Genomic DNA, 21,139 nt, shown 5'->3' on the forward strand with positions numbered 1-21,139 from the left:
TAACGGATCATAATTCTTCAAGATACCTTTCTGCAGATACCGCAGCGATCGCCCCGTCGCCGACTGCTGTTGTTATCTGGCGAAGTGGTGTGACCCTGCAATCTCCTGCAGCAAATATACCTTTGACTGAAGTTTCCATTTTAGCGTTTGCAATTATAAATCCCCATTCATCCTTTTTTACATCTGTAAATTTTGTATTGGGGATCAGACCCACATATATGAAGACCCCGTCTGTTTTTACCTCAGAGGTCACATTCGTCTTCAGGTTCTTCAAAATGACCTTCTCAACGACGTTTTTCCCCACAATTTCTTCAAGTACCGAATCCCAGATAAAACTTATTTTCGGATTTGAAAAAGCATGCTCCTGGTTAATCTTTTCAGCACGCAGCTCATTGCGCCTGTGGACCACAGTTACTTTTTTTGCAAGCTTTGTCAGGTAAATAGCTTCAGTAATCGCGGAATCTCCTCCGCCTATTACTACAACCTCTTTTTCTTTGAAGAAAAAACCGTCACATGTGGCGCAATATGAAACACCCCTGCCTGTTAATTCGATCTCCCCTTTTGCCCCCAGCCTTTTTGGCGTTGTGCCGGACGCTATTATGACCGATTTAGCTTCTATGTCGCCTTCTGTTGTTTTAATGATCTTTATATTTCCTTTATCCTCAATTGAATCAACTTCTGCCATACTTTTCATTTCAAGCCCGAATTTGAGTGCCTGTTCTTCGAATTTCGCTGCAAGGTCAGCGCCCGATACCTCAAGGAAGCCCGGGAAGTTCTCGACTTTGTCAGTGACAATTATCTGTCCTCCGATACCCATTTTTTCAAGAAGGACAGCATTCAGCATAGCGCGCTTTACATAAATTCCCGCAGTGAGACCCGCAGGCCCGCCGCCGATAATGACTACATCATAAATCATAATTATCCAGTCCTTGTATGGTGATTGTGGTATATAATTTCTTACAGGTTTAAAGGAGATTGCTTAAGAACATGAAATCGAATTACTCAAACCCAGGCGGGAAAAGATTTATGCCAGGTAAAAAGGTCTTAATCATTATCACACAGGAGATTTAAAATTGAGGAGCAAAATAACAATCAGGAATATTTCAAAACGTCCGGTAAATTTCGATTATCAATATGGTCTTGCATCGATGTTATACTTTAAACTTGCACAAGCCGATATCAGGTTAGCTAATGAGACACATGCTCACCAGGGATTTAAATTCTATACTTTTTCCAATCTTGTTTTTATAAATAGGAGTTTTTGCAAATCAGGTCTTCTTTTTGAGAATGCATATTTTATCTTATCTTCGCCAGATGATAGATTTATCAAGAGTTTTGCTGAAGGGCTACTTATAGCGCCGGGGTTTTACCTGGATGGACCTGCCGGGAAGGTTGATCTGGTAATTGAGCGCATTGAAATCCTGGAAGAAATAAGTTTTGGGGATGAATGCCGGTTCAGGGCAATTTCTCCAGTTTATGTAAAGACGATACGAAAAGAAAATGAGGACCTAAGAGAAGTTGATCTTTACCCGAAAGATCCGAAGTTCTACGAGAATCTTCATAAGAATCTGGTCCAGCGTTTCAATGAATTCTATGGTGAAGCTCCGCTGGATCATTTTGACATAATAGAGATAAACGATATGAAACCCAAACGGATCAGGATATCTGAAGGTTACAGGCGCTGCAGCCTGTTCCGGATGCGGCTCCAGGCAAGCCCGGAACTTTTGAAGTTCGCGTTTGATGCTGGACTCGGGGAGAAGAATGCGATGGGGTTCGGGTGTGTGGATGTTGTAAGGCAGCCAACATGAGATATTAAGCATTATTAGAATTGCGTTTTAATCCGTAACAAATCTATCATTTATTGCGGTCATTACCGCAACTTATTTAAGTAGCATGCCCTGCGAAGATGTTCTTTTTACTGGGCGCAAACTCGATGCCTGGGCTTTTGATCAGCACGGGGATGCTCCCGCCGTTCCTGGATGATCTGAAGGAGGAGATAGGGGGAAGAAGAAAAAGGGAAGGCAGAGCGAACTTGAAAAAAATCGATTGAATTTGCGAAATATTGAAGCATGATTTATATAGAATAAAACTAATTGATACTTGCATGAGATATCAAGCAAAACAGCCCAAGACAGTTGTAAGAAACGAAGAAGGGCTTACATCCAAAGAAAAAGAAGAAGTATTGGAAATAATGAAAAAAAATGATAAAGCTCTCAAGATATTAGCCCGGATGTAGTTCTCTGATTGATTTTTTGACCCATTTTTCTATTGTTTTTACCGAACATTTGTATTCTGCTATTTTTATCATAAAATCAACTTTTTTTTCAGCTTCTGCATGAATGTAATATCCTTCATCGTAAAGCATTTTTTCTGCCGTCACCAGGGCTGTTCTTTTATTTCCATCAAAAAACGGGTGTTGGGACGTTATCATGTGCAGAACCATAGATGATTGTCTTAACACATTATGCTCACGATTCACTTTATAGACGAGCATTTCCAGTGTAGCTTCACTTAATACACCACTTGTCCCGCCATATTTTTGTATGATCTCGTCATGGATTTCGATTATTTTCCTGACTGTGAGTTCTGCCATCTGGTTCCCTTTTGATCGAACTTGCTTAAAAACTCGACTATCATATATAGTCATTCAGCGTCAAATAACCCGATAGGAATTCAAAGATTAATTGAACGCTCACCCCAAAGAACGCAAAGGGCGCAAAGATTTGCTGCTATGCTTTGCGACCTTTGCGGTTTATTGTCTCGTTTCCTTTCGGGCGAAATATGAACGATCCACTATAAGTTTTCGATAAAATAAATTAGTTTCACCCCACTCTCAAAAGATTTATAATCTCAGAGATTATTTAAAGAGTTCATGAAGGCGGAGAAGAGAAGTGGTAAAGCAAAAAGCAAGAAAAAGAATCTTGCGTCTGAGTGCCCTTCTCCGAAAGAAACGGAGATGACACCCGAAGACATTTCGAAGCATATTCCACAATGTGAAAATGTCGCTGATGGATTGATGGCTCTTACAGACGATGCATATTGGAAACAGATGCTGGAGATAGGCAAGAAACATTTTGATAATGAATCTCTTGCAAAAGAGTTTTTCAAAAGGGGCTCGGTTTCGATGCTGCTCCTGATGATAAGCCTGGAGATGCCCCCTGAGTTCCTGGATCGGATAGATGAGATTTTGAGGGAGGCGAAGAAGATGAGGGTGGGGGAGGGGAAGTGATGAATAAAGATATTGAAATGAAAAATGAATTTGTTGGGGATCCACTCGTTGATTCCGGTTTGCTCGCAATTAAATTATTGGGAAAGAAAGAAATAAATGACTGTTCAAAGGATGAATTAAGAAAGATATCAAATGAACTTGTTGAGCTTTATCTAACTCCTGCTTGGTCAAAAGATATTTTATCCATATTTCCAAATAGCACTTATATTCAATATGCAAAGAATTATGATAGGGAAGGAAAGTCCAAAGAGTTCTTATATGAATTAATAGATGGTTTAAATAAATATGAAACGGATGGAGATTATTGTATTTTTTGTGGGAAACCTGCATTCAAGAGGAAAGATGATAAACCATTCGTCAAAACTCAAATACCTTTAGTCGGTTCATCTGATTTTACTAATTTTTCTCCATCATTTAAAAATGGCATTGCAATTTGTGCAAAATGTGCTTTTGTAGTCCAATTTGCACCGATTCTATTTTATAAAACAGGTGGGAAACCAAGTTGCATAAGCTGTAACAATATTAAGATAATGAAGAGATTTGGAGAGGAATGTATAGAATATATTACTCAAAATAAATTACTGAATGGTTATAAATCCAAAGATGTCTCTGGCATATTTGATGAGGGTTTTAAATCAACACAAAATGCATTGTTTCATTTAGCATATAAAACCTCTACAAAATATAAAAAATTAGGACTTTTAAAACAAAACGAAGAAATTGTAATATATCGCATTGATAATTATAATCAAAGTCCAGCCGGGGTTACAATACATAAAATACCGAATAATATTTTCAGGTTTGTTATCAATGTAATGACAAGTCCTCAATACAAAAAAAATTGGTATGATTTACTTTCAAAACATTATGCAAAATCAGATACAAAAAGTGATTCTCCAGTCTGGAAAATCAGTTATAATAGGATTCATGATTCTTTATTAAAAAATGAAACTATATTATGGGCTTTCAGAGATGATATCGAAAAGAAACCTACATTACCGTGGATTATAGTTGAATATTATATGGAGTTAGTGAGAAATATGAATAAACAGAGAATTGAGGGCATCAAAAATCTGGCTGATAAAATCGCCATCTGCATCGAAGAGAGTAAAAATAAAAAGAGGATTAACGATATTATTTCAGCCAGAGATTTACCAACTTTTAGAAATCAATTGAGATTAGTTTTCAGGGATTGGCAAAAATTGGGTAAGGAACAACCAATGATAACATATGAAGAATATATCTCAATAATCATCCCTGAAGATTATTCCAATTGGAAAGAAGTTCAGGATTTAATAATAATAAGGTTATACGAAAAATTGCATAATATTCTATCGAGTGTAGTAAACGATGAAGTCGAACAAGAAAAATCAAAAGGTGATGAGGAATGAAAACAATAATAGGAACTTATTTAATTGATGCGCCATTTTCGGCGCTGAATAATCGAGGAATAGATCAGAGAGCAGCGAACGAGAATGAAGTAGCAACAAAAGTAATTCAATCTCCAGAAGGGATGAGACCATACGTTTCAGCACAGGCGTTAAGATACTGGTGGAGAATGGTTTTAGAAAATAAATTTGGATGGAAATGCTCACCTGTGGAAAAAATTGGAAAAAATCAAGCTGTTACGAAAGGTGATCCATTGGAATACGATGATGACGATATTTTTGGGTATATGAGCGCCAGAAAAATTGAAACTTTAGAGAAAGATAAAAAAGATAAGTTAAAGATGGAAAATGTGACTGTTACAAGAGTATCTCCATTAAAATGCTCGCCTTTAATTGGATTTCCAATAAGACCTACTTCAGATTTTGGTGTATTAGTGAGAAAACTTGAAACTGATCCAATACTTTTCACTCATCAATTTTATAGCAATATATTTAAAGGTATTTTTGCGCTGGATATTGATTCAGTCGGAAAATTTACAATAATTGATAAACCCGGTAGCAAAAACTTATCAAAAGACCTCGCAGAAAAGTATGAAAAAAATGGATTAAAAAAAGATGAAAAAACATATGTACTTACGTTAGAAAAAAAGAAGACGCGAATTTCTGATACCATTAAAGCTCTGAAGTTTTTGAATGGTGGTGCCATGCAGACATTGCATCACACTGATGTAACTCCTAAGTTAATTATGCTGGCGGTATTGAACAATGGCAATAATATATTCATGGATGTAATGCCTCACAATAAATACGATAATGGATTGGTCAATATCGATGCATTATCTGAAATGTTGGAGGATTATAAGGATTCACTATTGAGCAAAGTCTATATCGGTAAATTATCAGGCTTTGGATCAGATAAAGATAAAGAATTGGATAGTTTCAAAGCGCCAGATGGAGTTAACGTTGTGATTACGACTCCAGTTAAAGCAATTGATCAATTCATAGAGGAGATATTGACAAATACTAAAATTATTGGCGAATAATATGGAAGTTCTTCGTGTTGAAATACGGGCGATTACAGCTTCATTTAGATACCCTATGTTTGTGGTATCTTATCAGCCTACATATAAAATTCCTCCAATATCTACGATATATGGTTTGCTCTCCGCTGCAAAGGGTGAAAAAGTCAGTGTTTATGATTTATCCATTGGTTATGATTTTACATCTAAAGGAAGCGGTGTTGATCTGGAGCGGATTCTTGAGTTCGGTGGGGGGGATAAAAATAAACCCGTTTCATATCTTGGCAGCAATATAATACATAGGGAATTTTTATATGATTGCATATTGACATTATATATATCGGATTTAGGTTTTAAAAAATATTTAGAGAACCCGCACTTCACTCTTTTACTTGGCAGACAATCAGATTTAGCTAAGATAACAAAGATAGAAGAAATGACTTTGATTCCAAAAGAAAATGTTGAAATATATAATACAATGATACTTTTCGATGGGAAAGTGCCAGGACAAATCGTTGCTTTACCCTCTGATTATACAGATGAAGCTGAAAGAAAACCAATTGAAGTAAGAACTTATTGTATCGTAGAATCAAAACAACTGATTGAAAGAGCATACTATGATACTGAGCTAAATAAGGGCGTATATATGCATGAGTTCAACGATAAAAGCAAAAAGTAATGGCGAATCACTTGAAGAACATACAAATAATTGTCTTAATATTTTCGCTCAGCTAAAGGATATTTATCCAGACTTACAAAAATTTACAAATTATCCTTCTTTTTATAATGATACTTTTGATGCTTTGTTTTTTCATGATTTTGGTAAGGCTGCAGAAGGTTTTCAAAAATCATTATCTCCAAAAGGAGAAGAATGGAAGTATAGGCATGAAATTCTTTCAACACCACTTATTAATTGCCTGAACAAAGAAAATCTCGATTTTGTCAAGATATTAGTACTAACTCACCACAAAGATATTAATAAATTAGTAGAATATATTGAAGATAGCGATTTTTTGGGTATTCGTTATGAAGAACGATTAGAGGAAATCAAACCTAATATAAATGCACTGAATGAAATAATAACCAAATATCCAGAAATCTCTAAAAAAATATTAGGCACAATAGAATGCAAAGTCGATCTTATTGAGAATATATCGAAAGATAAGTCGATATGGGAGGAAATAATACAAAAGAAAAGAATGGATTTTTCATCAAAGATGGGGATATTTGGAAAAGGGATGATAAATTCTTGTGATTATTTAGCTTCCAGTGGGATAAAAACGATTCTTAAACCATTACCAAGCTTGAGTAATGTATATAATTTTAAGTCCGTTACGAGTGTTCAGGAAAAGTGTTTATCAACTAAAGGTAATGCGATTATTATTTCACCAACCGGTTCTGGAAAAACTGAAGCATCCCTATTTTGGGCTACAAATAATCTCGATAAAACACTAGGAAATAGAATATTTTATGTTTTACCCTACACTGCGAGTATAAATGCAATGTATAGGCGATTGTTGATTAAATTAAGCCCATATTATTCAGATGATAGTTGTGTATCATTATTACATGGAAAAGCGTCTTATTTTTTATATAAGATGTTCTATGATGGTGATTTTAGAGGAATACATAATTTATCTAAGAAAATTTATAGTCCATATAAAGTAATGACACCTTTTCAAATTTTAAAACATTTCTTTTCATTGAAAGGATATGAGATGGGATTATTAGAAATGTACCGCGGGAGATTTATTTTTGACGAGATACATTCTTATGATGCCAAAACAGCGGGATTGATATTATCTATGTGTGAGTATTTGATAGAGGAGAATGATGCCAAAATATTGATAATGTCTGCAACGATGCCATCATTTCTGAAAAATATGTTTTTAGATAATCTTCATATTGGGAATGAAATGTTTATGGATAAAAAAGAATTGAGCAAATACCTTCGCCATAAATGCAAGATAATCGATGGAGATATCCTTGCAAATATTGATCTAATAATAAAAAGATTGCAGAATAAAGAAAAAGTTTTGGTTGTATGTAATACCGTAAATAGAGCCCAGAATGTTTATAATAAATTGAAAAATGTAGTTACCGAATCTGCTTTGTTGCATGGTAGATTTATCTTGAAAGACAGGGAAACAATTGAAAAAAATCTTGAAAATCTGAATTTATTAGTGGGTACACAAGTCATTGAAGTTTCGCTTGATATTGATTATGATGTATGTTTCTCTGAACCGGCTCCAATTGATGCTTTAATACAGCGATTTGGAAGAATTAATAGACGAAAAAATAGCGATGGATTACCACTCAAAGGCATTTGCGATGTATTTGTTTTTTCAAAAGGTTCTGAAAATGATCGATATATCTATGATAAAATGATTGTAAATAAAACTTTAAAAGTTCTCAGTGAAATTGACTTATTGTTTGAAGATAAATTATATCAAGCAGTCGATGAAATATATATTAATGGTTTTGGCAATAAACAAAAAGAATTTGAAGATACGAAAACTTCATTTAGAAAAATGATAGATAGTATAGTACCTTTCAATAATTCAAACACAAGAGAATCAGACTTTTATAATTTATTTAATTCCATAGAAGCAGTTCCTGAAAAATATCGGCAGGAATATCTTGACCGTATCCGAAATAAAAAGTTATTCGATGCCATGCAATATTGTCTGCAATTAACGAATGGTCAATTTCAAAAACTACTCAAAGAAGGACGGGTTGATTTCGACAAAAAGACTTTTATAACTGCAAAATATGATCCAGAATTGGGATTATTGATAAATGAACATGAAGAAAATCAAAATATAATATAAAGTTGAAAAAAAACTCATCTTCTTATTAAGGAAATGCACTCCTCCGCCACATCCATCTTCCCTTATCCCCGCGCCTCCTCCTCTTCGCGGACTCCTGTGCTTTTTGCGGTGACGCCCCCCTGATTCTTGCGGATAAAAACAGCTCTGTATCATATTATGCAATGCAACCAATGATTTTCATATTAAACCCCGCCATCGGCGGCGCCTCACCGGGGTCTGGGGTCGCAACCCCGGCGCCGTTAAGATAATGTTCACTAGAATATATTTTGCGTATTTAAAATCATTCATGCCAATATGTAAGAATCCTTTCTCTCTTTTTTTCGGGATAGTTATCAATCTGTCACCAACGAGCTTTAAATCTTTATGCTTAATGAAAGCTGCAACATCCAGTTCGCTTATCGCCATTTTCTCACTAATACTCATTATAAATGGCATTATATATAATTTTTCATTTACCCAAGGGCCCCCAGAACGCAATCCTCAGCCGCTTCTTCTTTGCGAACTTATTGCCCATGCTCCTCCGGTCCTCCCTTACTGCTCTTCAATAATGCTTATATAAGACAATATCAAAATATAACATATGGCTGAATTAAAAGTAAATATACCTGAAGAACTCTGGCGAAAAATGGCAAGCTTTGAATTAGACTGGAATGTAGTCACTAGGGATTTACTTAAAAAGAAAGTCAATGAATTGAGTGAATTGAAATCCATTGTTTCCAAAAGCAAGATGAACGAAGAGGATGCGTTGGAACTCGGAAGAAAGGTCAATAGGTCACTTGCAAAAAGATTTAAAGATTCAGCGATAGAATAAATGCTTCTTGTTGTTGATGCAAATGTTGTTTTTTCCGTTCTTATCAAAGGTGGGAAAACATTTGATATTTTTATTTTGAATAGAGCAAATAAAAGATTTGAATTCGTGGCTCCTGAATTTCTTATGGTGGAAGTTGAAAAACACTCCAGAGAGATACTTAAGAAAACTGGACTTTCAAGTGAAGAGCTTGGGAAAGTACTTAATTTTCTTGGAAAAGAAATTGATTTTGTTTCATTTGAGGAGTTTGCAGAATTTTTCAGCGACGCAGAAAAAATATCCCCTGACCCTAATGATGTTCAGTATTTTGCACTTGCTCTGAAATTAAACGGAGTTATTTGGTCTAACGATAAACTATTGAAAAAGCAGTTTGCAATTAAAGTACTATCAACAGGTGAAGTGATAAAATTGATGCAATTTGAATAGTTCCAGCCAGATGCTCCACACCCTCGCTTTTCCCGCTGCGCAGCCTTTAGAGATTCTGCACTTCCAACATTCTCCCTGCCGGCGCCGCAGTAAACAGAAGCGAACAAGCGCGAGATATTACCCATGTATCCGATCCACGTTCATCGGCCTGCGGTTTCTTATTTCGCCAAGCACCAGAAGTTTATCACATAGTAAATATATTGATTATGGAGAAAGCCCCTCCCTTCCGATCAAACTTTCCCCGCCCCCTATTTTTCATCAATTTCCGCGCCGCCATCTCTTGGCAAACCCTTCGCGCTTTGCGGTGATGCCCCCTGATTCTTGCGGATAAAAACAGCCCTGTATTATATTATACAATGCAACCGCTGATTTCATATTAAACCCCGCCATCGGCGCACCGGGGTCTGGTGTCGCAACCCCGGCGCCGTATAATGTTGGCCAAAAGTTGTTTATAGTAAGTTCATTTGCGGTTTTGGTTTTCGCGTAGCTCCGGAAATTAATTTAAGATTATTTATATAATCTACCAAGGAGTGATGCCCTGCGCCCGATCTCTTCCGGGAATGAACAGCTATTTTTCCAGTTTACTTCGCACGAATGCCAGTACGCACATCACATTTTCCTCTATTGTATTGTCGATCTCAGTAATCGAATCCTCAACTACATTCTCTTCCTTTCCGATATGCATGTGTCTTGGAAAAGTCGAAAGCTTGCGATGGTGGGGCGCAGTATCAATCCTTATCATTTCATCTTCACGCTGCCAGTGGAATGAGTATTTGGAATCAACAGGGTATCTTATGTCCATATATGAGCCATCGACAAAAACAAGTCTCACCTTATCACTATAAATTATTGGTGCCTCGCTTAAAATATTCAAAAAATGCTCTTGCGCGCATTGAGCAACAATAAAAAGCCTGTGCATTATATTCTCTTTACGAGATTATCCAGCAGCTTCTTGAGGTCTTTTATATTATGTTCATAAGAAAGCGCTGAAAGGTAATCTTCATATGCCGGATGCTCCTCAATCTTACCTTGCTCAATCATTTTTTCAATAGTTTCTGGATTTTTTGCATTATATTTCTGTAATATACTTTTTAACAATTCCTTTTCCTCTGAGATTTTAGATAAAATAAGAAATGTTTCCGTCTCTACACCTCTTACATGCGGGCTTATTATTGTCGGTTGAGCTGCTTCAGATGCACTATTCATAAAATCTGCCTATAAACTAACAATTAATAAGTTTCAGTATATAAAAAGATGTCGGGAAATTATCTGTGCTGCCCCTCAAAATCCTTTCCTGACATGAAAGCACTTTTTTACTATGATCTATAGTCTCTATTTTCCGATTTTCACCCCCAAATGGTCTCTTTGCGGACTCTGCCCCCGCATCTTCCGGACGACCCCGCAATAAAAAGAGACGGGCGTATTATTTTATTCTACAATGCAAGTATGGATTGTTGTAATTCCATGCAAGAGATGATTTCATGCCAAACCCCGCCATCGGCGGCGCCTCACCGGGGTTCTGGGGTCGTAACCCCGGCGCCGTTGATAATATTCTCTGGAATTTCACATTTGGGGGATTTCCTTCTTCCTCCGCAAAGCGCTGGAAATTTATCATAAAGTAATTATATTTTTAATAACACAGATATAGCGCCGCTATCGGAACTCCCCACATTCCCATAACCTTCCAGCATCATGCTATATTCCCATTCTTTTCGCAGTTTCAATATCTTCATTGAGTTCCGAAATCCCATAGTTCAAAGGGATATTCGAATCTTTCATGATCCCCAGCATCTCGGTTCGACTCACTCCAAGCAAAGCCGCCATTTTGGCAAGAGATATCTTCCCTTCCCTGTAAAGTTCCAGCAGGAAATTCTTCTTCACAAAATATTCAATACGAGTTTTATCGATACCAAGTGAATATAAAATATCAACAGGTAATTGTATCTCTGTTTTGATGGTTTTTGCAGCTACTGTCATAATAACTAATTTTAGTTCTTTTATTATAAGCGTTTGCATAACTGCTTCCAAATCCACAAAAATACGATCCTGCCCCCACCGCATCCATTTTTCTTCCGCGAATATGTTCCTGCCATAAGCAACCGGTTGATATCTTATAAACCCCGCCATCGGCGGCGCCTCACCGGGGTTCTGGGGTGGCAACCCCGGCGCCGTTGATAATATTCTCAGGAATATATTTCGCATTTGGGTTGCCTATGCCTCCGCGAAGCGCCAGAAATTTATTGCACAATAATTATACTTTCCGATAACACAGAAATAGCACCGCTTTTCAGCACGCGCCACTGACCTGCCCATATTCCTTCCAAGTCAAAAGCTGGCGGTGATGAGGCGCAGTATTAATCCGTATCCTATCATTACGTTGCAAGTGGAATGAGTATTTGGAATCGCTTAAACAGCATAACATTATAAATATTTGTAAAAATAATATGAATATACCGGAGCAGGATGGCAATATCAAATCCAACGTTGAAAAAAGAAGAAAAAGCGCAACCTGACGACATAATAGCCGGAGCCATGCGCATCACTGGCGTTAAAGTAACATACTATTTCATATGTCATACAAAACTCTGGTTATTCTCGCACAACATCACACTTGAGAAGGATCATGACAATGTGAATATCGGGAAACAGCTGCATGAAGACCGCTATAAGCGCGACTCAAAAGAGATCACCATTGACCAGACGATAAGCATCGATTTCATCAGGAAGGGAGATACCATTGTTCTCCATGAAATAAAGAAGACAAAAAGCATGGAAGAGGCGCACCGCTGGCAGATGCTGTATTACCTGTATTATCTCAAATCAAAAGGCATACAGGCCACCGGGGAGATAAATTACCCCCTCGTTAGCAAGAAAGAAGAGATAACTCTTCTTGGAAAGGATGAATCCGATATGGAAAATGTGATAAATGATATCAGGAAGATCGCGATGGGAAGAATGCCCGTGCCTGAGAAGACCAGGATATGCCCGAAATGCGCTTATTATGAATTTTGTTTCGGAGATGAAGTATGAAGGAAGATTACTATATTACCCAGGACGGAGGCCTCACAAGGCATGAGAATACCGTATATTTCGAGAACGATAACACAAAACGCGCCCTTCCGGTAAATAAGATTTATTCAATATACGCATACGGGCGGCTAAGTTTTTCCTCCGGTGTAGTGGATTACCTTGCAAAGAGCGGGATACCCATACATTTCTTTAATTATTATGGTTTTTATGAAGGGTCTTTCTACCCGCGCGAAACGTTGATAAGCGGTGACCTGACAGTGAAACAGACATCGAATTATCTTGACAGCGCAAAGAGGCTGATCCTTGCGAAATGTTTTGTGGAAGGCGCATGCGGCAACATTCTGCGCAACCTTAACTATTATGCGCGTGATAATAAAAGCCTGGAAACGCATATCGGCGGGATCGAATCCGAGATAGCAAGATTGCCAGGGACAGAAACCATCCCCGAAGTCATGAATGTGGAGGGGCGGATAAGGAACCTGTATTATACGGCGCTTGATGAAATATTCCCTGAGAATTATAAGATAATCAAACGGTCAAGGATGCCCCCGGAGAACAGGATGAACACACTCATCAGTTTCGGGAATTCCCTGATGTACACAACCACCCTTTCTGAGATATACAATACCCAGCTTAATCCCACCATTTCTTTCCTCCATGAGCCTTTTGAGCGAAGATTCTCGCTTGCTCTTGATGTTAGCGAGATTTTCAAGCCCATTATTATCGACAGGATCATCCTGAAGCTTGTGAATAAGAACATGCTTGATGATGATTGTTTCAGGGGCGAAATCGGGGATATGCTGCTCAGTGAGAAAGGGAAAAAATTGTTCCTGACAGAATATAATGAGAAGCTTTCCACAACCATCAAGCACAGGGGATTGGAACAAAACGTTTCATTCAAGCGGCTCATAAGACTTGAGTTATATAAACTGGTGAAGCACTGCCTCGGTGAAAAGGACTATAAGCCGCTGATTATGTGGTGGTAACCCTGTACGTAATAATCGTTTATGATGTCGGGATTGAAAGAGTGAATAAGGTAAGGGTTTACCTGAAGCAGTATCTGAATTGGGTGCAGAACAGCGTGCTGGAAGGTGAACTAACAGAGGCTGAATACATGAAGGTTATGAATGGTCTCAAGGATGTGATCGATGAATCAGTGGATAATGTCATTTGCTACAAAACGAAAGACAGGAAGTATCTTGCTATTGATGAGATCGGGACGAAGAAAGCTGAGATAACAACGATAATATGAGGGATTCCTGAAAAAGTCGTGGATCTTTATAAAGGAAATACAAAACCCAAGATGCACGATAATAAATTCTATTTTTGCAAAGGTTTTTGTGGAATGAGTTCTAATTAGATTTGAGAGAAAATCAATAGACAATACCTGAAAAAATAGTCTATTTTTCCAAGAGATTCACCTGAAAATTCGGCTGGAAAAAGCTTGGTTAAAATCAGCCCTTAGAGGGATTGAAACAAGCAATTCGTAACGGCAGCTATGAGGCAGGCATAAGTTAAAATCAGCCCTTAGAGGGATTGAAACTAATTTATCACCTTCCTTCATACCAGGACAACAGCGTGTTAAAATCAGCCCTTAGAGGGATTGAAACAAATCCTCCTTTTCCCATCTCCGTCGTTGTCATCGTGTTAAAATCAGCCCTTAGAGGGATTGAAACTTCTGTTAACTTGTCCGCGTGCTCCTGGTCATATCCCGTTAAAATCAGCCCTTAGAGGGATTGAAACATTCATTCCGCTGATTTATATACGGTAATTTATATGGTTAAAATCAGCCCTTAGAGGGATTGAAACCGATATACTTGAAGCATATCAATTCACCCGTGACAGTTAAAATCAGCCCTTAGAGGGATTGAAACGCTTAAAGGTGAGGACATGGAAACAATAATTGATAGGGTTAAAATCAGCCCTTAGAGGGATTGAAACACCTCAAGGATTCGACGCAAGCGCGGCTACAAATGAGTTAAAATCAGCCCTTAGAGGGATTGAAACGCAGTATACCGCCTGCTGCTGACGCTATCGCCGATAGTTAAAATCAGCCCTTAGAGGGATTGAAACGAAACAAAGGATAACCCCGCTATCGCTGTCCTTTTGGTTAAAATCAGCCCTTAGAGGGATTGAAACCGGTATGAGGATGAAATATCTTTTACTGCTTATGCGCGTTAAAATCAGCCCTTAGAGGGATTGAAACAATAATTTCATGGTTGATCAATTTATTGTGGAATCTGTTAAAATCAGCCCTTAGAGGGATTGAAACCTGTTAAACGGTTCGATTGACCTAAGAACGTGGAATAGTTAAAATCAGCCCTTAGAGGGATTGAAACAAATGTTGGCATCATTCGGCAAAAAACCCGTAAAGAGTTAAAATCAGCCCTTAGAGGGATTGAAACAATAACGATAGCCCGAAGAGCTGTTACCCACGTTCCCGTTAAAATCAGCCCTTAGAGGGATTGAAACATATCACCTGATATCTTACTGTACAACAGGTATGCAGTTAAAATCAGCCCTTAGAGGGATTGAAACCTCCGTAAAACAGACAGGGAAGCGATAGAAAGACGCGTTAAAATCAGCCCTTAGAGGGATTGAAACACGGTTGGTCGTGGTTTATAAGGGGTACGCATCATGATCGTTAAAATCAGCCCTTAGAGGGATTGAAACATTTCCAACATTGGCAACGACGCACCTCAAATTCCGGGTTAAAATCAGCCCTTAGAGGGATTGAAACCTATCTCTTGTTTCGTCAGATAACTATAAAAATGTCCGGTTAAAATCAGCCCTTAGAGGGATTGAAACACAGCGGCAGAAGGTGTTAGAGGAGATTTCAGAATAGTTAAAATCAGCCCTTAGAGGGATTGAAACCACGGTTGATACCAGTAATGCTCAGATAATCGTTTGAGTTAAAATCAGCCCTTAGAGGGATTGAAACTGGGAAACATGAAGAAAATGGTCAACAAAAAAGCCTTGTTAAAATCAGCCCTTAGAGGGATTGAAACTTAAAAGCAATATCAAGTTTATCTCAAATTGAAAGAGGTTAAAATCAGCCCTTAGAGGGATTGAAACGAAAAATTGATATGTCCAAATTCGGAACATAATCCAGTTAAAATCAGCCCTTAGAGGGATTGAAACATAGTCCTCAAGGGCACGCTGTTTGTTCATCCCGGCCGTTAAAATCAGCCCTTAGAGGGATTGAAACTCCGCATGCTCCGATTCACCTAAACCGCTATCGGTCTGCGTTAAAATCAGCCCTTAGAGGGATTGAAACTGTCTTCAAGTCTCTTGTTCTATACGGATAGCGTCTTGTTAAAATCAGCCCTTAGAGGGATTGAAACTCTGTTTCCCATGTGAAATTCTTCTCTTCAGACACAGTTAAAATCAGCCCTTAGAGGGATTGAAACGTCGTTACAGGAATATCAACGTCGTACTCCTGATTTGGTTAAAATCAGCCCTTAGAGGGATTGAAACAAGCAATTCGTAACGGCAGCTATGAGGCAGGCATAGTTAAAATCAGCCCTTAGAGGGATTGAAACGGGAGTTCGGGACTTATATTGCGAATGTTATTGTATAGTTAAAATCAGCCCTTAGAGGGATTGAAACGCGTCAGGCTTCGTTCGATCGCTGCCATATGCCTGTGTTAAAATCAGCCCTTAGAGGGATTGAAACTGTATAACTTCAATATCGGCATACTTTGAATACGCCGTTAAAATCAGCCCTTAGAGGGATTGAAACCCGGGCGGTATTGTTCCCATAAGCAAACCCTGAACTGTTAAAATCAGCCCTTAGAGGGATTGAAACACCGAAATCAAAGAGATTGTCATTTCACATGGCGTAGTTAAAATCAGCCCTTAGAGGGATTGAAACATTTCCGTATCAAGGGGATTGATACGGAGACCTACAGAGTTAAAATCAGCCCTTAGAGGGATTGAAACGTGTAACATCTCATACATTTGATTGGGACTTGGCAATGTTAAAATCAGCCCTTAGAGGGATTGAAACACGGCAGATACCTGGAATGTACTGGGTAATTTCGTTGGTTAAAATCAGCCCTTAGAGGGATTGAAACATAACATATTTACCAAGGAATCGAAACGAAGTAGTTGTTAAAATCAGCCCTTAGAGGGATTGAAACAAGCAATGCTTTTTTCGGCAGGGTTATTGATTAATAGTTAAAATCAGCCCTTAGAGGGATTGAAACTCTGATCAATCTGTTCAATCTGTTCATACTAAAGAAGTTAAAATCAGCCCTTAGAGGGATTGAAACTTATTTTTGTATCCATATCAAAACTAATATTTTTATTGTTAAAATCAGCCCTTAGAGGGATTGAAACAAGGTATGCGAGGACAGAACACAAAAAAGCAAAAAAGTTAAAATCAGCCCTTAGAGGGATTGAAACATGATAGATGGTTCCGCGGCTGTAGCTATTATGTCGGTTAAAATCAGCCCTTAGAGGGATTGAAACTTGGTAATGACTGCAATAAATCCATCAATTATCATCCGTTAAAATCAGCCCTTAGAGGGATTGAAACAACAATGTTTGTATCAAGTAGGTAGCACGTACACTTAGTTAAAATCAGCCCTTAGAGGGATTGAAACGAAGTTACCCTTACTGTGGTTCCTCTGGGGGGAGGGTTAAAATCAGCCCTTAGAGGGATTGAAACATGTCATTGTTGCTAATTTTGGAGTTAACAACCAGGCGTTAAAATCAGCCCTTAGAGGGATTGAAACGCCTAAAGGCATGGGGCTTCTCCTGAGCTAACTTCTGTTAAAATCAGCCCTTAGAGGGATTGAAACTTCATATGCTTCATTATTACAGAAAATACATTTCCTCGTTAAAATCAGCCCTTAGAGGGATTGAAACATATTAAATGTAGTCGATCAGACAAGTTTGTATCCTTGTTAAAATCAGCCCTTAGAGGGATTGAAACTTACTAAACGGTTCGATTGACTTACGGACATGGCATGTTAAAATCAGCCCTTAGAGGGATTGAAACTTAACTCAATATTGCATACTCTGCAATTCATTTTATAGTTAAAATCAGCCCTTAGAGGGATTGAAACATCTGTACTGCCTGATTAATTGTGAACTCGCCTATTTTCGTTAAAATCAGCCCTTAGAGGGATTGAAACATTTTCTATTACCCATCATATTGATATGTTTAATGGTGTTAAAATCAGCCCTTAGAGGGATTGAAACTATTTTGTTTTGTCTATTGACATTTTTCTACCTCTTGTTAAAATCAGCCCTTAGAGGGATTGAAACTTCTATACATGGATATGACGTAAATATGTTTATTTCGTTAAAATCAGCCCTTAGAGGGATTGAAACATTTTTTTAGAAGTAAATCTTACACCATTACCAACAAGTTAAAATCAGCCCTTAGAGGGATTGAAACTGCGAACAAAACCACTAATAGTGGACACCGAAATTAAGTTAAAATCAGCCCTTAGAGGGATTGAAACATGGCTCCCATCAGATTACTTCAATAAATACAAACCGTTAAAATCAGCCCTTAGAGGGATTGAAACGAGAGCAGAATGCGAAAATAGAGTGATGGTCAGTTTAGTTAAAATCAGCCCTTAGAGGGATTGAAACCTTACTAATAAGGTCTATGCTGGCTCGGAGTCTTCAGTTAAAATCAGCCCTTAGAGGGATTGAAACTTAAAATAACAGAAAGGTGGTTGGGCAGGTGAAGGCTGTTAAAATCAGCCCTTAGAGGGATTGAAACACATGAGTTTTATATATTCTTTTTTATCGAATTGATAGTTAAAATCAGCCCTTAGAGGGATTGAAACACCCAACTCATATAACACACTGAGAGGTGGCGAATGTTAAAATCAGCCCTTAGAGGGATTGAAACAAAATATCTTCTGGAGTTGTGCTTTCAAATACGTCATGTTAAAATCAGCCCTTAGAGGGATTGAAACTATTAATCCTGACTACTCGAATTAATCTTTACGAACGTTAAAATCAGCCCTTAGAGGGATTGAAACTCTAAAGTAGACTTTGGAAAGACACCAGTAGAGATTCGTTAAAATCAGCCCTTAGAGGGATTGAAACTTGTGAGCTATAATCATATCGGGATCATTCACTTTAAGTTAAAATCAGCCCTTAGAGGGATTGAAACACATTTCGGCATTGAGTTGTTCTATTTCGTGTTTCGTGTTAAAATCAGCCCTTAGAGGGATTGAAACTAAGTCAATCGTGCCATTCAAAAGCGGAAATTTCACGTTAAAATCAGCCCTTAGAGGGATTGAAACTCGATTCGGATGGCAAAGCGCTGAAAGAGATGAATAGTTAAAATCAGCCCTTAGAGGGATTGAAACGTGATTATACACTCATTTTTCAATGCATATATTAGGTTAAAATCAGCCCTTAGAGGGATTGAAACAAGAAAACAACAAAGGGAATGATTGGACCACTTTAAGTTAAAATCAGCCCTTAGAGGGATTGAAACGAACATTGGATAATTACATAGGAATATATAATGAAATGTTAAAATCAGCCCTTAGAGGGATTGAAACTACTGTCCCAATCATACTACACCCACAACCTCATATTGTTAAAATCAGCCCTTAGAGGGATTGAAACAAGAAACTATGTTTCTTCAAAAGATGTGATGGCTTGTTAAAATCAGCCCTTAGAGGGATTGAAACATTACCCATGATATTGATAGGTTTTACACTCAAATAGGTTAAAATCAGCCCTTAGAGGGATTGAAACTTATAACACCTTAATAAATACTGATTTTCCTTCTCTGTTAAAATCAGCCCTTAGAGGGATTGAAACCAGAATTATATCTCCAAAGCGTCGATTAGCAAGCAAGTTAAAATCAGCCCTTAGAGGGATTGAAACGACCCTATCTCAAAATACTCCTTTTCCCATTTCCTTCGTTAAAATCAGCCCTTAGAGGGATTGAAACTACATTGATGTCAGCTATCGAATATTTCTTGACCGAGTTAAAATCAGCCCTTAGAGGGATTGAAACTTTTGTAGACACTCGAACCGTCCGCCCTTATAGCTGGTTAAAATCAGCCCTTAGAGGGATTGAAACTTGTAAGCACGCCTTCATTGTACATGCGCCCGACATCGGTTAAAATCAGCCCTTAGAGGGATTGAAACGCAGCTATTTCAACATTCATGTCACTCCATTCTCCGTTAAAATCAGCCCTTAGAGGGATTGAAACGTTTTACCGCGCCAACTTCCGGAAGAGGATAATAGTCGTTAAAATCAGCCCTTAGAGGGATTGAAACGGAGTTGCCTCAAAGTTAAAAAGATGACCAGTTTCTTGGTTAAAATCAGCCCTTAGAGGGATTGAAACATCATCGGGAAATCCCTGAAGACGTTCACATTCTATGTTAAAATCAGCCCTTAGAGGGATTGAAACTCAATACGACCGCTTCCCCTTTTCCGTCTAAATCCCAGTTAAAATCAGCCCTTAGAGGGATTGAAACTCAGTAGTGATGTAAGTTACAGGGGTATCTGGTGATGTTAAAATCAGCCCTTAGAGGGATTGAAACGGCAAACTCCTGGTCTATGAAAGACTGATCAACTTTTGTTAAAATCAGCCCTTAGAGGGATTGAAACAATACACACACTTTAATATTTGGAATGTCTTCTGGTGTTAAAATCAGCCCTTAGAGGGATTGAAACAAGATACAATATATGTAAACAAAATAGCAGAGAAATAGTTAAAATCAGCCCTTAGAGGGATTGAAACAACACCTACAGTTATACAATTATTAAAACCTTAATAGTTAAAATCAGCCCTTAGAGGGATTGAAACTTATTATGTGGTATTCTTCCTCTATATTGTTCTGATAAAGTTAAAATCAGCCCTTAGAGGGATTGAAACATACATCACCCAAACGGATATTGGACGGCTGAACGAAGTTAAAATCAGCCCTTAGAGGGATTGAAAGGCTTGCAGAAAACGATAAGGGTCAGAGATTCCGTATAGTTAAAATCAGCCCTTAGAGGGATTGAAAGTCATTAATTCCAGTTTCCCATGAGTTGAAGTATCTGCCGTTAAAATCAGCCCTTAGAGGGATTGAAAGGATAAATAGCTAGAATTCATAGTAGCATAATCTGGAGTTAAAATCAGCCCTTAGAGGGATTGAAAGATTAAAGTTGATTGTCCCTGCCGTTGCATTCCCCGAGTTAAAATCAGCCCTTAGAGGGATTGAAAGATTAAATACAAGCGAAGTATTGGTTATATTTATATTGTTAAAATCAGCCCTTAGAGGGATTGAAACTTGAGATATATTGTACTCACTGTGTTTACTCCAGTTGTTAAAATCAGCCCTCAGAGGGATTGAAACCAGGAACGGCAACGGAAATTAAAATCTATCCTTAGAGAAATCAAAAAAACAGTAAGAGCATTTAACCATGCAGAT

18 protein-coding genes and 1 CRISPR repeat array are annotated in these 21,139 nt (G+C 37.9%); of the genes, 11 read left to right on the forward strand and 7 right to left on the reverse strand.

The genetic code is table 11. The annotated features are described in order from the left end of the window. Positions 1-7: 7 nt before the first annotated feature. Positions 8-922 (reverse strand): thioredoxin-disulfide reductase, encoded by a 915-nt coding sequence (gene trxB / locus FIB07_06325; GenBank protein NJD52470.1) that lies wholly within the window; start codon positions 920-922, stop codon positions 8-10. Positions 923-1,073: 151 nt separating this feature from the next. On the opposite strand from trxB, the gene cas6 reads away from it, so the two are divergent. Then, the gene (cas6, locus tag FIB07_06330) at positions 1,074-1,808 is read left to right on the forward strand and encodes a CRISPR-associated endoribonuclease Cas6 (GenBank protein NJD52471.1); all 735 of its coding nucleotides are present in this window, start codon (positions 1,074-1,076) and stop codon (positions 1,806-1,808) included. Between the two features lie 413 nt (positions 1,809-2,221). Here the strand turns inward: cas6 and FIB07_06335 are convergent, their stop codons facing one another. Continuing rightward, a complete protein-coding gene (locus FIB07_06335) occupies positions 2,222-2,647 on the reverse strand; it encodes a type II toxin-antitoxin system death-on-curing family toxin (GenBank protein ID NJD52472.1) in 426 nt (141 codons plus the stop codon). Positions 2,648-2,872: 225 nt separating this feature from the next. On the opposite strand from FIB07_06335, the gene FIB07_06340 reads away from it, so the two are divergent. The 5 genes from FIB07_06340 to cas3 are packed head-to-tail and all read left to right on the forward strand — an operon-like array spanning position 2,873 to position 8,467. Further along, a complete protein-coding gene (locus FIB07_06340; protein ID NJD52473.1) occupies positions 2,873-3,229 on the forward strand; it encodes a hypothetical protein in 357 nt (118 codons plus the stop codon). Continuing rightward, on the forward strand, positions 3,229-4,620 hold the full coding sequence (cas8a1, locus tag FIB07_06345; GenBank protein NJD52474.1) for a type I-B CRISPR-associated protein Cas8b1/Cst1: 1,392 nt from the start codon (positions 3,229-3,231) through the stop codon (positions 4,618-4,620). Before FIB07_06340 ends, cas8a1 begins: the two co-directional genes overlap by 1 nt. Then, positions 4,617-5,660: a type I-B CRISPR-associated protein Cas7/Cst2/DevR gene (gene cas7i / locus FIB07_06350; protein ID NJD52475.1), complete on the forward strand. Its 1,044-nt coding sequence runs from the start codon at positions 4,617-4,619 to the stop codon at positions 5,658-5,660. The genes cas8a1 and cas7i overlap by 4 nt, the downstream gene beginning before the upstream one ends. A gap of 1 nt (position 5,661) precedes the next feature. Further along, positions 5,662-6,315: a type I-B CRISPR-associated protein Cas5 gene (gene cas5b / locus FIB07_06355; GenBank protein ID NJD52476.1), complete on the forward strand. Its 654-nt coding sequence runs from the start codon at positions 5,662-5,664 to the stop codon at positions 6,313-6,315. Further along, positions 6,287-8,467, forward strand: a complete 2,181-nt coding sequence (gene cas3 / locus FIB07_06360; protein ID NJD52477.1) for a CRISPR-associated helicase Cas3' — start codon at positions 6,287-6,289, stop codon at positions 8,465-8,467. Before cas5b ends, cas3 begins: the two co-directional genes overlap by 29 nt. Before the next feature lie 177 nt (positions 8,468-8,644). Here the strand turns inward: cas3 and FIB07_06365 are convergent, their stop codons facing one another. Then, the gene (locus tag FIB07_06365; GenBank protein NJD52478.1) at positions 8,645-8,902 is read right to left on the reverse strand and encodes a hypothetical protein; all 258 of its coding nucleotides are present in this window, start codon (positions 8,900-8,902) and stop codon (positions 8,645-8,647) included. A 145-nt stretch (positions 8,903-9,047) separates the two neighbouring features. On the opposite strand from FIB07_06365, the gene FIB07_06370 reads away from it, so the two are divergent. Together FIB07_06370 and FIB07_06375 are read left to right on the forward strand one after the other, a co-directional pair. Beyond that, positions 9,048-9,278, forward strand: coding sequence for a hypothetical protein (locus FIB07_06370; GenBank protein ID NJD52479.1), 231 nt, complete (start codon positions 9,048-9,050; stop codon positions 9,276-9,278). Further along, positions 9,279-9,701, forward strand: coding sequence for a hypothetical protein (locus FIB07_06375; GenBank protein NJD52480.1), 423 nt, complete (start codon positions 9,279-9,281; stop codon positions 9,699-9,701). 568 nt (positions 9,702-10,269) lie between these two features. Here the strand turns inward: FIB07_06375 and FIB07_06380 are convergent. From FIB07_06380 to FIB07_06395, 4 genes are all read right to left on the reverse strand, one after another. Continuing rightward, complete coding sequence (locus FIB07_06380; GenBank protein ID NJD52481.1) at positions 10,270-10,620, reverse strand: hypothetical protein; 351 nt, start codon at positions 10,618-10,620, stop codon at positions 10,270-10,272. Beyond that, the gene (locus FIB07_06385; GenBank protein NJD52482.1) at positions 10,620-10,907 is read right to left on the reverse strand and encodes a hypothetical protein; all 288 of its coding nucleotides are present in this window, start codon (positions 10,905-10,907) and stop codon (positions 10,620-10,622) included. The genes FIB07_06380 and FIB07_06385 overlap by 1 nt, the downstream gene beginning before the upstream one ends. Before the next feature lie 217 nt (positions 10,908-11,124). Continuing rightward, positions 11,125-11,316: a hypothetical protein gene (locus FIB07_06390; protein NJD52483.1), complete on the reverse strand. Its 192-nt coding sequence runs from the start codon at positions 11,314-11,316 to the stop codon at positions 11,125-11,127. An 80-nt stretch (positions 11,317-11,396) separates the two neighbouring features. Then, the gene (locus FIB07_06395) at positions 11,397-11,903 is read right to left on the reverse strand and encodes a UPF0175 family protein (GenBank protein NJD52484.1); all 507 of its coding nucleotides are present in this window, start codon (positions 11,901-11,903) and stop codon (positions 11,397-11,399) included. Between the two features lie 261 nt (positions 11,904-12,164). Here FIB07_06395 and cas4 point away from each other — a divergent pair, with 261 nt between their 5' ends. The 3 genes from cas4 to cas2 are packed head-to-tail and all read left to right on the forward strand — an operon-like array spanning position 12,165 to position 13,983. Beyond that, positions 12,165-12,731, forward strand: a complete 567-nt coding sequence (gene cas4, locus FIB07_06400; protein ID NJD52485.1) for a CRISPR-associated protein Cas4 — start codon at positions 12,165-12,167, stop codon at positions 12,729-12,731. Beyond that, complete coding sequence (cas1b, locus tag FIB07_06405; GenBank protein NJD52486.1) at positions 12,728-13,717, forward strand: type I-B CRISPR-associated endonuclease Cas1; 990 nt, start codon at positions 12,728-12,730, stop codon at positions 13,715-13,717. Before cas4 ends, cas1b begins: the two co-directional genes overlap by 4 nt. Positions 13,718-13,719: 2 nt before the next feature. Continuing rightward, the gene (gene cas2 / locus FIB07_06410) at positions 13,720-13,983 is read left to right on the forward strand and encodes a CRISPR-associated endonuclease Cas2 (GenBank protein ID NJD52487.1); all 264 of its coding nucleotides are present in this window, start codon (positions 13,720-13,722) and stop codon (positions 13,981-13,983) included. A 195-nt stretch (positions 13,984-14,178) separates the two neighbouring features. Further along, positions 14,179-21,064: a CRISPR direct-repeat array (repeat unit 30 nt; unit sequence GTTAAAATCAGCCCTTAGAGGGATTGAAAC). Positions 21,065-21,139: the final 75 nt, after the last annotated feature.

The organism is Candidatus Methanoperedens sp., from assembly GCA_012026795.1.
Taxonomy (GTDB): domain Archaea; phylum Halobacteriota; class Methanosarcinia; order Methanosarcinales; family Methanoperedenaceae; genus Methanoperedens.